The following is a 13,970-nucleotide window of genomic DNA, read 5'->3' as shown; positions in this document are numbered from 1 at the left end:
GGGAGACAGCTGTTTTTACATAAAGTGGTTAGTCATCATTATATTATTATAGGAGTGTGGCTTACGTGTGGTTTAGAGGTCGCACTGTGTTGGCGATAACATTGCTAACAACAATAGCAGCGAGTATAGCGACTTATGCCTTTATTGAGCTGCCAGACTGGGACTTTAAATCCTCAAACCGACAAGAGGGCGTAAATTCCCCTATTGCCGGAGGATTGCGGCAGGATGAAATAGATAAAGTAAATAAGGCATTAAATTTAATTGAGCATCGGTTTATTTTCAAGATGGATCGTAAAGAGCTGCTTGATGGTCTCATTCATGGGATGGTTGAATCGCTGCATGATCCTTTTTCTGTTTACAAATCCCGAGAGGAATCGGAACAGTTTAATGAGGCGCTTCAAGGCGTGTTCATGGGAATTGGTGTGACGCTCAGAACGGATAACGGAATGATAGTTGTAGAAACAACGATTAGAGGGTCTCCGGCGGAAAAAGCGGGATTACAGCCAATGGATATTCTGCTTTCTGTAAATGGAGAGAGCTTAGAAAATGTAGCTTTGAGCGAGGCGAAGAACAAAATTCGTGGTCCTAAGGGAACGAAGGCAAAGCTTAAGGTTCGACGAGAAGGAACAACGACACCATTAGATCTGGAGCTGGTTCGAGACCGGATAGATTTACAGATCGTGAATTCCGAATTAGGGTCTGACGGTGTTGGGCGCTTATGGATTAACCAATTCAATGGGGACACCGCCACACAAGTGCAAAATGAGCTTAAACTCATGGAGAGCAAAGGCTTGAAGGCGCTTGTTATTGATGTGCGTAATAATCCTGGGGGCTTGCTAGAATCGGTAATCGATGTTGCTGATCAGTTCGTGGAGAAAGGTCAGTCAATCGTTCAGTACGAATATAAGGATGGCAAGCATAAAGTAGATTATGCTCCCAACGGGGCTAAGAACGGTAAAAAATGGCCACTGGTTGTCCTTATAAATAAAGGTAGCGCCAGTGCAGCTGAAATACTTGCAGGAGCGTTGCAACAATCAGCTAATGCCCTTCTAGTAGGTGAAACTACTTATGGCAAAGGAACGGTTCAGATGCTGTTTAGGGATGAGCTTGGCGATGGTAGCATGGTTAAGCTAACGGTTAATAAATGGTTATTACCTGATGGGACATGGATTCATGAAAAAGGGATAAATCCAGATATAACGGTCTCACAGCCGGGATATTTCTTTTCCTCAAAATTGCCTCGGGATATTGTACTCAAATTTGATATGACTGGGGATGCCATTAGGAACCTTCAGAACATTATGGAAGGTGTAGGGTTTCCAGCAGACCGCAAGGATGGCTATTTCAGCCAGGCGACGAAAGCGGCATTGGAAGCATTTCAGAAGCGTGAGAAGCTAGTTGTTAGCGGAGAAGTAGATGGTTCAACGGCGCAACGTTTAGAAGAGCTCCTCAATAAGAACTTGCATGATAATCCCGAATTCGATAAGCAGTGGCAAGCAGCACTTGCTAAGGCGAGGGATATGATTGCTGCCTTATCTTAGCAGTTACTGCTTGAAGGAATTTTCTGTCCACTGTCGAATACTTAGGAGGTTGACCTTAGGTCAACTTCCTTTTTATCGAAAGGGGAGGGGCGAGTGGATCCTCTGTTGAATGTATTGCGGGAGGCAGGACAAGCCTCATTGGCCTTATTCACGTTCCCGTATTTCTATATTGCGATCGCTCTAGTATGGTTGCATGCACGCATGGGTGTTACGTTACAGCGTAAATTGTTCCATGTCCGATTGTACGGAGCAGCATACTTAACACTGACAAGATTAATAGCCGGTGTTATTGTCGGTATTGTGTTATCTCTCGTTGGGCTTGGTGCGGGCTCCGGGTTTACTTCTGAGACTTTAATGTTTATATGGATAGCAATGGGGATATTGGCTCTATTCCGCTTGCGATATATATGCCTTGCGTATGCGGCGGGTGCTTTGGGCTTGCTTCAAGCTTTGTCTAGCTGGACAGGTATAGAGGGAACGGAAGGTGTGTTAGCAGAGTCGCTGCGAATACTTTCTGCGATCGATGTTCCAGGTTTGCTTTTTCTTGCTGGTATTCTGCACATTGCTGAAGGCTTCCTTGTACGTTTGCAGGGTTCTAAGCAAGCGATTCCTTTGTTCCTCTTAGGGAAGAGGGGCAAGCCGATGGGAGCTTATGCGCTAACTGGAGTATGGCCGATTCCACTTCTCTGGCTCATCCCTGCGGCATCTGACGGCTTTACTTTGCCTTGGATACCTCTATTTGGTGGAGGGGGCGAGGGTGTAGCATGGAGCCTGTTGGCTTTTCCGGTGTTGATCGGCTTCAGTGATCGGACTTCTGCTTTCTGGCCGGAGGAAAAAGCACGTGCTTCTGGAAATACACTCATGATTTATGGGGCTGTTATTGCGGCGTTGGCAGTTGGGACTAAATACTGGTCACCGCTTGTTGTGGTTACTGCTATTGCGGCATTTGTGCTGCATGAAGGGTTGTTGTGGTTTAGCCGTTCGAGGGAGAATGGTCGGGTTCAACTATACTCTCAAGATGGGAAAGGCGTGAAAGTGCTAGCAGTGCTGCCGAATACACCTGCATCTGAGCTCGGGTTTCAACCCGGTGAGTTAATCAAGAAGGTCAATGGAGCGGTTGTCAGGAACAAGGAGCAATTGCATGCGGCTATGCAAAGACAAGCAGCCTTCTGTAAGCTAGAGGTTGTAAACCGAGACGGGCACATTAAGTTTCTACAACGCGCACGCTATGAAGGTGAACATTATCAGCTAGGATTGATTATGGCACCGGACGAGGATGTGGAATTTGTGGCTGCTCCTCGTTCTGCTTCTATCTGGCAAGGCTTGAGAGAGGCAGGAGCCAGAAGGCTTGGAAATTCACCGACGATGCTCGCTCGCAGACAAGCTGCTCAAGCAGCAGAAGAGCTTGCAGCGGCGGAAGAATCCGTATTAGCAGCAGCCGAATTGGAGGAGCCAGAAGAGGACCCAGGGCTTCCTCCACGCAGCATTCATTATCAAAAAAAACCTTGACTTTCACATACGATATACAGTATTTTGGAATGACATCATCAGGAAAAAGGCTTTCTAGGGTTCCACGGTACATCATTTGTACCGGATCGGTCCGAGAGAGAGCGCATCCCTTTGCTTAGGCAAGGATGTACACGGCGGGATAAAAACCCGGGAGTATCGATGAAGGCTCTATGCAGCGTACAACGTTGTGTGGGGTCTGCGATGCTCTCGGGTTTTTTTGCTGTCTTAATGTTCCTATATCCCTTATAGGAAGAGAGTTTGGTATGTTGATTGGACAAAATAGAAGCCGGAGGTGTGCAGCATGAATCGTTATTGGTTACTGCTCGGAATTGCAGGTTTGTGTGAGATAGGATGGGTATCAGGTCTGAAAAATTCTACTACAGTATGGGAATGGACATTAACTATCATTGGAGTCATATTGAGCTTCTTGGGCTTGATTTATTCTACCCGTACACTACCCGTAGGAACGACTTATGCTGTATTCACAGGTATTGGTGCAGCGGGAACGGTATTGGCAGAATCTATTTTCTATAATGTTCCCTTTGATGTAAGTAAATTAGTTCTGATTGTTATCATGATTATTGGGATAGCAGGACTTAAGATGTCTACCACAGCTACCGTGCAGGAGGTGGAGAAGTAATGGCATGGATTTTACTTGTATTCGCAGGATTGTTCGAGGTTGTAGGCGTGCTTGGGATAAATCGTTTGAAAGATAAGAAAGATGCATTAAGTATACTTCTGCTTCTTGGGGGATTCGCTATAAGTTTTATATTATTGTCCTTTGCTATGAACTCCATCTCTATGGGCACAGCATATGCGATATGGACGGCGATTGGTACGGTAGGCGGGACAGTCGTTGGAATGCTGTTCTATGGAGAATCCCGCCAAATCCGTAGAATCTTTTTCCTCGGTCTTGTCGTGAGTGCTGTTATTGGATTAAAGGTTCTTGGACACTAGCAGGGTACGAAAGTTTTAATAAGGGGCTGTCTTATAAGATAACTTATGGGGCAGCCTCTTGCTATGTCTATCGATTATAGTTTTTTGCGGGGAAATATCTCCTTCCGGGTGCTTGCTCCACCCCGTAAAGTGAAGATAAGCTTAGTAGTCATTTCCGAATACTTTACGGGGACCCCGGGTTGGAATCGTGAAATCTGAATGGGTAAACTCGTAACAAGGAGATTTCACGATTCCAAAGGCACACGCTCCGCTCCTACAGGAGATACTTCCCCTCTTTTTCTCATCGATTAAAGATAGTGAAAATACAAAAACCAGCTAGTACCGCCTTCCACAGGTTAGCCTAGAGGGTGGTTGGCTTTCGCTTGCGCATAATCTGCTAAAGCAAGCAGCAATTAATCAAAAACGAAAGGTGTTGGCACAGGAATCACCTCCTGTACCAACACCTTTTCGTTTGAACGTCATTTTTAATGAAAGTGAACTATTCCTTAGGTGATCTTAAAATTCACTTTTGGGACAGCCCTTATTTCTACTCTGGTATGCTGACTTGTTGATTCATAATAAAAAGTAGGATTACTCCGGCAATACCAAGACATAGTAGTACAAACATGGTGATCTTAAAAGCACTGCGAGGGACATGACCAGATACCGTTCCGGTCTGTCCATTGACCATATAATAATAGGGACGCGATTTGTAAGTATAATTAGCATTCCAAACCGGGAGCAATAAGTGCTTAAACGTGATATCACTGTAGGAGGTCCGAATGTTCAATCTACGAATTTCATCGCCGCCGATTTGAGCTTTAATGGCGGACTCCAGCTGCTCATCTGCCACACTTTGCGCTTCCTTCCAGCCTTGCTCACGGGAGATGGAATAACGCTCAGATATATAGCCGCTTAAATATTCAGGTTTGTAATTGTGAAGAGCGCTAAGGTTGAAATCGCCCAGCTTGTGAAGCAAATTTTTATCATAGTGGCCGGATGCGGGGATTAGGATATCATCAAACCATTTATCATAATCCCCGTGGGTGGAATGCCACACTGTATATCGTTCTGTAGTTGTGTAGGTTTCCGATTTACCATTGACCATCCGCGTTCGCGTGACCGTGCGGTAATGATAGATGCCAACTTCAGCTGAGTAGACGGAATACGTATCGGTATCGTACGTCCAATAGGGAATGTAGATACTGTTTAACTGTGAACTAACATTCTGCTGCTTAAATAAATTAGGAAGAAACCATTTTTTTCGTTTCCATGCCGCGAAGGAAGCTAGAGCATCGTCTCGTGACAGCTGAAACGGAATAATCGATTCAGGCCTTATGCTACCCGTATTGTCCTGCGCGAGAACCTTGGGAGACCCGCAGAAAACACATTGCGATGTTGTCTGACCGATAGGGATCAAGGTTTCCCCGCCACAGCTCTCGCAGTGAATAACCTGTTGCTCAGTGCCCCAATTATGCAGTTCATTAATATCTTCATTCTCACTGTCGAAAGGGTGCTCTTTGGGCTGCTCCTGAATACTATCGATTGTTTGCTCTGATCCGCAGTATTGGCATTTCAGGTTCTGGCTTTCGGTGTCGAATACCATGGGTCCTGCACAGCCTGCGCATGGAAATCTTATTGCTGTCGATTGGGTGCTCATAAGCGCCTCCGCTATGTTTTGCTCCCACAATCGGAGCAGAATTTGGCATTCTCGGAGAGCTTACTTCCGCACTCGGAACAAAACTTTTTGCCGCTTGGCTGTTGCTGCGGATGGGAATCGGATTGCACCGGCGGTGTTGGATTTGGTTGCGACTCAGCGGGTCTATTGTTAATCATCTGGCTCATCATTTGTCCCATTGCCATCCCGGCTCCAAGTCCTGCTCCAGCACCAGCAACGCCTCCGCTATCGTTATTGGCAGCTTCACGAATCGCCTCAGCAGTTTGATATTTCATGTAGTTATCAAGATTTCCAGCGATATTCATTGAAGATTTCCGATCGATCATTTTTTCTACTTCTTCTGGCAATGATACGTTCTCAATCGTCAGACTTGTGAGTGCGAGACCTATTGCTGTGAAATGCTGCTGTAGACGAGTAGTCGCCAATTGACTCAATTCATTATATGAGCTTGCTAAGTCGGCGACGGGAATTTTTGATTCTCCTAGCAGATCGCTAATGCCGGAAACGATAATGGATTTCAGAAATCCAGTAATGCTTGAAGTCGTAAATTCCTGCTTAGTACCGAATATTTCTGTAAGAAATAGGGTAGGGTCATTTATCTTAATTGAATAATTCCCGAATCCGCGAATACGAATAATACCAAATTCGGGATCACGCATAATGACTGGATTTGTCGTTCCCCATTTCAAGTCGGTAAAGGTAGCTAGGTTTAGGAAATAGACGTCCGATTTAAATGGAGAATTGAAGGCGTATTTCCACGATTTCAAAGCGGTAAGAACAGGTAAGTTCTGAGTGCTTAAAGTGTGGGTGCCTGGTCCGAATACATCGGCAATCTGACCTTCGTTAACGAAGATAGCAGCTTGGGATTCGCGCACGATGAGCTTTGCACCCATCTTAATCGCATTGTCGTAAGCAGGAAAACGGTGAACGAGAACCCCTTTATCGTCCAGCCACTCTATGACCTCTATAAATTGGCCTTTAATGAAATCAAATAACCCCATATTTAACTCTCCCTGTCTGCCTCCGTTCTATGTACAACACACAATGCGACGATTTCGCGCACATGCCTGTTGTTGGAAGGACGGAGATGCCTTTTCCCCTATCGTATCACAAAGTGGGTAATTGTTGCCGTAAAACAACAATTTCTGCATGAGCATTTTTGTAAATAAAAGTCCTTTGTCGTGCAGAAATGGATGCTAACTCCTTTTGACGAGGTAGGGGTAAAACGATATAATATATGGGAACACACATTCTGTTAAAAATGACTTTGTTATTATATTGTTTTTTTTGTTTGTGTATACGATTAAGCGATATGGGAGGTCGGTTATGGCCATTTCGGACGTGGAGCATAAGCCCTTTAGACTGGTATCTGAATATTCACCGGATGGGGATCAGCCTGGGGCAATCAAGCAATTGGCAGAGGGTATTCTAGAAGGGAAGAAGCATCAAACCTTACTTGGGGCAACGGGCACGGGTAAGACATTTACGATTGCACAGACTATCGCCAAGGTTAATAAGCCAACACTTGTTATTGCACATAACAAGACGTTGGCTATGCAGCTATGTAGCGAGTTTAAGGAGTTCTTTCCGGACAATGCGGTAGAATACTTCGTCAGCTACTATGATTACTATCAGCCAGAGGCTTACATTCCATCTACGGATACTTACATTGAGAAGGATTCAAGTATTAATGATGAGATTGATAAGATGCGACATTCCTCGACTGCGTCTCTGTTTGAAAGACGAGATGTTATTATCGTAGCCAGCGTCTCTTGTATTTACGGCTTGGGCTCGCCAGAGGAATACCGGGATTTGCGTCTCAGCTTAAGAGTTGGGATGGAGCGATCAAGGAATGATATTTTGCATAAGCTCATTGATATACAATATGACCGCAATGACTTGAATTTTGTGCGGGGAACGTTTCGAGTACGCGGCGATGTCATCGAGATATTTCCGGTATCCAGAGCGGATTCAGCGATTCGGGTTGAGATGTTCGGGGACGAGATTGAGCGCATTACGGAAATCGATGTTCTGACTGGTGAAATTACTGGTCAGCGTGAGCATGTTATTATCTTTCCAGGTTCTCACTTCGTAACCGGTGAAGAGAAGATGAAACGCGCGATGGTTAATATTGAACGAGAGCTAGAAGAAAGGCTTGTTGAGCTTAGAGATGCAGGAAAGCTGTTGGAGGCTCAACGATTAGAGCAACGGACCCGTTATGATCTGGAAATGATGGCAGAGATGGGCTTCTGCTCTGGAATCGAGAATTATTCTGGTCCGATGACCTTCCGAGAGCGTGGGGCAACTCCGTATACGCTTATGGATTTCTTTCCAGAAGATTATATGATCGTCATAGATGAATCTCACGTTACGCTTCCTCAAGTACGCGCCATGTACAATGGTGACCAGGCCCGTAAATCTGTGCTTGTTGATCATGGCTTCCGCTTGCCGTCTGCTAAGGACAACCGGCCTTTGAAGTTTGAAGAGTTCGAGGAGAAGGCGAGGCAGCTAGTCTTCGTATCTGCGACACCAGGTCCCTATGAGCTTGAACACTGTCCGACGGTAGTTGAGCAGATCATCCGCCCTACTGGACTGATAGATCCAATTATCGAAATTCGTCCCACGAAGGGCCAGATAGACGATTTACTTGGGGAAATTCGTGATCGTATAGCCAAGGACGAGAGGGTTCTTGTCACTACACTAACGAAAAAGATGTCTGAAGATTTGACCGATTATATGAAGGAAGTCGGCATTAAGGTTCGATATCTCCACTCCGATATTAAAACATTGGAGCGGATGGCGATTTTGCGAGATTTACGACTTGGTGTGTTTGACGTGCTCATTGGGATTAACCTTCTAAGGGAAGGTCTCGATTTACCGGAGGTTTCATTGGTTACGATTCTGGATGCAGACAAGGAAGGCTTCTTGCGTTCAGAACGATCGCTGATCCAAACCATTGGACGTGCTGCGAGAAACGCCGGTGGCCGCGTTATTATGTACGGGGACAAAATAACGGATTCTATGGCCAAGGCAATTAGCGAAACGGATCGTCGTCGCACGATTCAATTGGCTTACAATGAGAAGCACGGCATTACTCCGCAGACGATTGTTAAGAAGGTTCGCGATTTGATTGAAGCGACTAAGGCGGCAGAGTCGAAGAGCACTTATCTTACTGGAGCCGAGAATCTTAGTAAGCTATCGAAGAAGGATCGTGCGTCGATTGTTGAGCGTTTGGAATTCGAGATGAAGGAAGCTGCCAAGAGTCTCCAGTTCGAGCGAGCAGCAGAGCTTAGGGATGCTTTACTGGAACTGAAGGCAGGATTGTAGTAATACTCTAGTGAAGAGCGCATGGAACCGTTCATGTGCTCTTTTAAGTGCCATTTTATGCAAAAACATGCCTATAATTTATTATTCTTTAACAAATTCCGCTTTTGTGCTGACGTCGATTCATGTAAAATAGTTGGAGTGTTGCAATAAAAAGTGGATATGAGTATTTGAGAGCTTACCTTCACAATCTATGGTTGTGATTAAGTGGGCTAAATTCATTAAAGTATATTTAGGAGGAAGATGAAGTTGAGCAAAAAGATAACGGTAGGAATTGTAGGCTACGGAAATTTAGGTCGTGGGGTAGAGGCAGCAATTCGCCAAAATCCTGATTTTCAGCTAGAGGCGATCTTTACTCGTCGTAATCCGGAGTCGATCAATGCAGGAACTCCTATGGTTTCAATTTCGAACATTGAGCAATATAAAGGTAAAATCGACGTATTGATTCTATGTGGCGGTTCCGCTAAGGACTTGCCTGAGCAAGGCCCTGCATTGGCTAAGGATTTCAATACAGTGGACAGCTTTGATACACATGCTCTTATCCCTGAATATTTCAATCAGGTAGATGACGCGGCTCAATCGGGCGGCAACGTTAGCGTCATTTCTACAGGCTGGGATCCAGGCTTGTTCTCCTTGAACCGTTTGTTAGCAGAAGCTGTTCTTCCAGAAGGGAAAGAATATACATTCTGGGGCAAAGGGGTAAGCCAAGGTCATTCTGATGCCATTCGTCGCGTTGAAGGTGTAAGTAACGGAATTCAATACACCATTCCTCATGAAGCTGCTGTAGAGCGCGTTCGTAGCGGCAGCAACCCACAATTAACTACTCGCGAAAAGCACCTTCGTGAATGTTTTGTTGTACTTAAGGATGGAGCGGATGCGGAAGCGATCGCTAATGAAATCAAGAACATGCCGAACTATTTCGCAGATTACGAGACAGTAGTTCACTTCGTATCCGAGGAAGTTCTTCAAGCTGAGCATTCCAAGATGCCGCATGGTGGTAATGTCCTTCGCAGTGGACAAACAGGAGAAGGCAACAGTAATACTCAGCTCATCGAGTTCAGCCTTAAGCTAGATAGCAATCCAGAGTTCACAGCTAGCGTTCTAGTTGCCTATGCTCGTGCTGCATATCGTCTGGCTAATGCTGGACAAACAGGCGCGAAAACTGTATTCGATGTTCCTTATGGTCTTCTGTCTCCTAAGTCGCCTGAGCAGCTTCGGAAAGAGCTTCTGTAAATTTATTGCATATTGTACAAATCATTTGCATGACCAGCCGCAGTTCGGTATAATGAACGGGAACACACATTCCTATTGGTGTGCGACTGCGGCTGGCATAATGAAAGCCCCGCGTTGTCGCGAAAGGGGCTTTTTCGCTTGGCCAACGAGAATATAGTAATCAAGGGCGCTCGCGCTCATAATTTGAAAAATATCGACGTAACGATACCCCGTGACAAGTTTGTTGTGCTTACGGGATTATCTGGTTCGGGTAAGTCTTCACTTGCTTTTGATACCATCTATGCTGAAGGTCAGCGCCGCTATGTGGAATCCTTATCCGCGTATGCTCGGCAGTTCCTTGGTCAGATGGACAAACCCGACGTAGATTCCATTGAAGGACTGTCTCCTGCTATTTCTATCGATCAGAAGACGACAAGTCGGAACCCACGTTCTACAGTCGGGACAGTAACGGAAATATATGATTACCTGCGTTTGATGTTCGCACGGGTAGGCAAGCCGCATTGTCCTGACCACGGACTTGAAATTACATCACAGACGGTTGAGCAGATGGTTGACCGTATTATGGAATATCCGGAACGGACCCGTTTGCAAATTCTGGCTCCAGTCGTATCTGGACGCAAAGGCGAGCATACTAAGCTGCTTACTGATATACAGAAGCAGGGCTTTGTTCGCGTTCGTGTTAATGGTGAGCTTCGTGATCTATCAGAGAAAATCGAGCTTGAGAAGAATAAGAAGCATTCTATAGAAGTCGTCGTAGACCGTATCGTAGTGAAGGAAGATGTGGCTTCTCGGCTGGCGGATTCATTAGAAACCGGATTAAAGCTATCTGGCGGTCAAATTATCGTTGATATTATTGAAAAAGAAGAACTTATGTTTAACTCTAACCTGGCCTGCCCGGAATGCGGCTTCTCGATTGATGAGCTGGCGCCGCGTATGTTCTCATTTAATTCACCTTATGGGGCATGCCCGGAATGTGACGGCTTAGGCGTGAAGATGGTAGTCGATCCTGAATTGCTCATCCCAGATCGCAGTAAAAGCATTGAAGAAGGTGCATTTGAAGCATGGGCAGGCAGTACGTCCAACTATTACCCGCAGTTTCTCTCTGCCGTATGTGCTCATTATGACATTGCAACGGATATTCCCGTTAGCGAGTTAAGTGATAAGCAAATGCAAATTATTTTGTATGGTACAGCTGGTGAGAAGATTCGGTTCCGTTACGAGAACGAGTTTGGACATACTCGTGATGCTCAAGTTCCTTTTGAAGGAGTTGTGCATAACTTAGAGCGCCGTTATCGGGAAACCGGCTCTGAGGGTATTCGTGAGTTTATTGAGTCGTATATGAGCGCTAAGCCTTGTGGCAAGTGCCGTGGACAGCGGCTGAAGAAAGAATCACTGGCTGTTACAATTGGCAAAGAGAATATTGCTCATGTAACCTCGCTATCCATTGGCGAAGCTCAGAGCTTTTTCTCGGGGCTTGCGCTGAATGAGAAGGAAATGGCGATCGCGAACCTGATTCTGAAGGAAATTAATAATCGTCTCGGCTTCCTTGTGAATGTTGGCTTAGATTATTTGACCTTGTCTCGCGCAGCTGGCACGTTATCCGGTGGAGAGGCGCAGCGAATTCGTTTAGCCACTCAGATTGGTTCTAGCCTTATGGGTGTTCTTTATATTCTAGATGAGCCGAGTATTGGGCTGCATCAGCGTGATAATGATCGTCTTATCCAAACGTTGAATCATATGAGGGATATCGGGAATACACTTATTGTTGTCGAGCATGATGAGGACACGATGATGGCTGCTGACTGGATTATTGATATAGGTCCAGGAGCGGGAATTCACGGTGGAACTGTTATCTCACAAGGTACGCCACAGCAAGTAATGGATGACGAGAAGTCGCTTACGGGTGCGTATTTAAGCGGTCGGAAGTTCATTCCAGTGCCACAGCAACGGCGTAAGCCTAACGGAAATTGGATCGAAATTAAAGGTGCCAAGGAAAACAATCTTAGAAACCTTAATGCTAAATTTCCACTAGGTGTGTTTACGGCAGTTACGGGTGTTTCTGGATCAGGCAAATCGACGCTTGTAAACGAAATTCTCTATAAGACACTGGCAAGGGATTTGAACAGAGCCAAAACTCGCCCAGGCGTTTACAAAGAAATCAACGGAATCGAGCATTTGGAAAAAGTTATTGATATTGATCAATCTCCAATCGGTCGAACGCCGCGTTCCAATCCTGCAACCTATACTGGGGTATTCGATGACATTCGTGATGTATATGCGATGACCAACGAATCCAAGGTACGGGGGTACAAGAAAGGACGCTTCAGCTTTAATGTCAAAGGCGGACGTTGTGAAGCGTGCAAGGGCGATGGCATTATCAAAATCGAGATGCATTTCCTGCCTGATGTTTATGTTCCGTGCGAAATTTGCAAAGGCAAACGGTACAATCGGGAGACGCTTGAAGTCAAATACAAAGGCAAAAGTATTGCTGAAGTGCTTGCAATGACGATAGAGGATGCAACAGAGTTTTTCGTTAATATTCCTCGAATACATCGCAAGATGCAGACGCTCATGGATGTGGGTCTTGGATATATGGATCTTGGCCAGCCAGCGACTACGCTCTCGGGTGGAGAAGCCCAGCGCGTTAAGCTAGCTGCGGAGCTGTATCGTCGGAGTACGGGGAAGATGCTCTACATTCTAGATGAGCCTACAACTGGACTTCACGTAGATGATATAGATCGCTTACTTCAGGTGCTTCACCGTCTCGTTGACTCTGGGGAGAGCGTGCTCGTAATCGAGCACAACCTAGATGTCATCAAGACCGCCGATTACCTCGTTGATCTAGGTCCCGAAGGCGGCAACGGCGGCGGTATGATTGTGGCTACTGGAACGCCAGAGGACGTGGCGAAGGTTGAGGGCTCTTATACAGGCAAGTACCTAGGACCGGTGCTAGAAAGAGATCGTGCGCGGACGGAAGCAGCTTTAGCGAAAGCTTGATGTTTGTGAGCTACTAGCTTGCTAACAAGTACAACGGCTTCGCCGTCCTCAGGACGGCGGTACACGTTTGTATCGAGCGATCAGATGAGTATATGATCGCATAAATAGGGCAGCCCTCATGGTCTCTTCAGACCATGAGGGCTGCCCTTATTGCTTTAACGATTATTCTCCAGAGTGAACATGCGATTCATGTGTGGGACTTACAAGAGCAATTAGTTGTTTTTGAAGCTTGAGGATGTTTTGCTGCTTCTGGACAATTTGCTCTTTTTGTTTAATGATCGCCTGCAATTCACTTTTAGCTACGCTCCACTTCTTACTTTCAGCATGCGCATAGAAGCTATCCCAAGCTTCATGCTTCTGTTTTCTTAACGCATGAATGCTGTCTCGTGTCGTTTTCATCTGTTCTATAATTAGCTTTGCAGGCTCCTTGAGCGTAGTACGTTGATCTGTTGTAAGTGTCTTACGAGCTTCCGTAATCAGATCATGCTGCGATTTCATTTTCACAAACAGACTTTTCTGCTCCGTGCGGATTTTATCTAACTGCAGCTTGAGAGCCTGAATATCAGCAGGATACGATTTCCAATCCGGTGTATTCTTCTGCTCATAATGATGATGTTCGCTTGGTGCAGCAGCAACAAGCGCTGGGACAGATATCAGTAGCAAGGAAAGCGCGAGCAATGCTAACAGTCGCTTATTCATAGAGGGGCCTCCCAATTGTTGGATTCCCCTCTAGTATGGACGAAAAAACATTT

10 protein-coding genes and 1 riboswitch are annotated in these 13,970 nt (G+C 45.7%); of the genes, 7 read left to right on the top strand and 3 right to left on the bottom strand.

Translation table 11 applies throughout. The annotated features are described in order from the left end of the window. Positions 1 to 65: 65 nt before the first annotated feature. The 4 genes from KCTCHS21_RS27310 (at position 66) to KCTCHS21_RS27295 (ending at position 4,007) form a co-directional block, all read left to right on the top strand. Positions 66 to 1,541 carry a S41 family peptidase gene (locus KCTCHS21_RS27310; RefSeq protein ID WP_130615328.1) on the top strand — a complete coding sequence of 492 codons (1,476 nt, stop codon included), beginning with the start codon at positions 66 to 68 and terminating at the stop codon, positions 1,539 to 1,541. 93 nt (positions 1,542 to 1,634) lie between these two features. Further along, positions 1,635 to 3,050 carry a PDZ domain-containing protein gene (locus tag KCTCHS21_RS27305; RefSeq protein ID WP_130615326.1) on the top strand — a complete coding sequence of 472 codons (1,416 nt, stop codon included), beginning with the start codon at positions 1,635 to 1,637 and terminating at the stop codon, positions 3,048 to 3,050. 43 nt (positions 3,051 to 3,093) lie between these two features. Further along, a riboswitch (guanidine-I (ykkC/yxkD leader) is annotated at positions 3,094 to 3,206 on the top strand. A gap of 145 nt (positions 3,207 to 3,351) precedes the next feature. Next, positions 3,352 to 3,690 carry a DMT family transporter gene (locus KCTCHS21_RS27300; protein ID WP_130615324.1) on the top strand — a complete coding sequence of 113 codons (339 nt, stop codon included), beginning with the start codon at positions 3,352 to 3,354 and terminating at the stop codon, positions 3,688 to 3,690. Then, entirely contained in the window at positions 3,690 to 4,007 is a 318-nt protein-coding gene (locus KCTCHS21_RS27295; RefSeq protein ID WP_130615322.1) for a DMT family transporter, read from the top strand. The genes KCTCHS21_RS27300 and KCTCHS21_RS27295 overlap by 1 nt, the downstream gene beginning before the upstream one ends. Positions 4,008 to 4,533: 526 nt before the next feature. Here the strand turns inward: KCTCHS21_RS27295 and KCTCHS21_RS27290 are convergent. After that, positions 4,534 to 5,646: a TFIIB-type zinc ribbon-containing protein gene (locus KCTCHS21_RS27290; protein WP_130615320.1), complete on the bottom strand. Its 1,113-nt coding sequence runs from the start codon at positions 5,644 to 5,646 to the stop codon at positions 4,534 to 4,536. Positions 5,647 to 5,657: 11 nt separating this feature from the next. Next, positions 5,658 to 6,665 carry an SPFH domain-containing protein gene (locus KCTCHS21_RS27285; protein WP_130615318.1) on the bottom strand — a complete coding sequence of 336 codons (1,008 nt, stop codon included), beginning with the start codon at positions 6,663 to 6,665 and terminating at the stop codon, positions 5,658 to 5,660. A gap of 325 nt (positions 6,666 to 6,990) precedes the next feature. On the opposite strand from KCTCHS21_RS27285, the gene uvrB reads away from it, so the two are divergent. From uvrB to uvrA, 3 genes are all read left to right on the top strand, one after another. Then, on the top strand, positions 6,991 to 8,991 hold the full coding sequence (gene uvrB, locus KCTCHS21_RS27280; protein ID WP_130615316.1) for an excinuclease ABC subunit UvrB: 2,001 nt from the start codon (positions 6,991 to 6,993) through the stop codon (positions 8,989 to 8,991). A gap of 246 nt (positions 8,992 to 9,237) precedes the next feature. After that, complete coding sequence (locus KCTCHS21_RS27275; RefSeq protein WP_130615314.1) at positions 9,238 to 10,221, top strand: diaminopimelate dehydrogenase; 984 nt, start codon at positions 9,238 to 9,240, stop codon at positions 10,219 to 10,221. Positions 10,222 to 10,359: 138 nt separating this feature from the next. Continuing rightward, positions 10,360 to 13,218, top strand: coding sequence for an excinuclease ABC subunit UvrA (gene uvrA, locus KCTCHS21_RS27270; protein ID WP_130615312.1), 2,859 nt, complete (start codon positions 10,360 to 10,362; stop codon positions 13,216 to 13,218). 162 nt (positions 13,219 to 13,380) lie between these two features. Here the strand turns inward: uvrA and KCTCHS21_RS27265 are convergent, their stop codons facing one another. Then, entirely contained in the window at positions 13,381 to 13,917 is a 537-nt protein-coding gene (locus tag KCTCHS21_RS27265) for a hypothetical protein (RefSeq protein ID WP_130615310.1), read from the bottom strand. Between the last annotated feature and the right edge of the window lie 53 nt (positions 13,918 to 13,970).

The sequence above is a fragment of the Cohnella abietis genome, from assembly GCF_004295585.1.
Lineage (GTDB): Bacteria > Bacillota > Bacilli > Paenibacillales > Paenibacillaceae > Cohnella > Cohnella abietis.
This window is presented reverse-complemented; position numbering and strand designations above follow the sequence as displayed.

Coding starts and splice junctions, on each gene's coding strand:
- KCTCHS21_RS27300 (WP_130615324.1), top strand. CDS start 3,352: ATGAATCGTTATTGGTTACTGCTCGGAATTGCAGGTTTGTGTGAGATA.
- KCTCHS21_RS27295 (WP_130615322.1), top strand. CDS start 3,690: ATGGCATGGATTTTACTTGTATTCGCAGGATTGTTCGAGGTTGTAGGC.
- KCTCHS21_RS27290 (WP_130615320.1), bottom strand. CDS start 5,646: ATGAGCACCCAATCGACAGCAATAAGATTTCCATGCGCAGGCTGTGCA.
- KCTCHS21_RS27285 (WP_130615318.1), bottom strand. CDS start 6,665: ATGGGGTTATTTGATTTCATTAAAGGCCAATTTATAGAGGTCATAGAG.
- uvrB (WP_130615316.1), top strand. CDS start 6,991: ATGGCCATTTCGGACGTGGAGCATAAGCCCTTTAGACTGGTATCTGAA.
- KCTCHS21_RS27265 (WP_130615310.1), bottom strand. CDS start 13,917: ATGAATAAGCGACTGTTAGCATTGCTCGCGCTTTCCTTGCTACTGATA.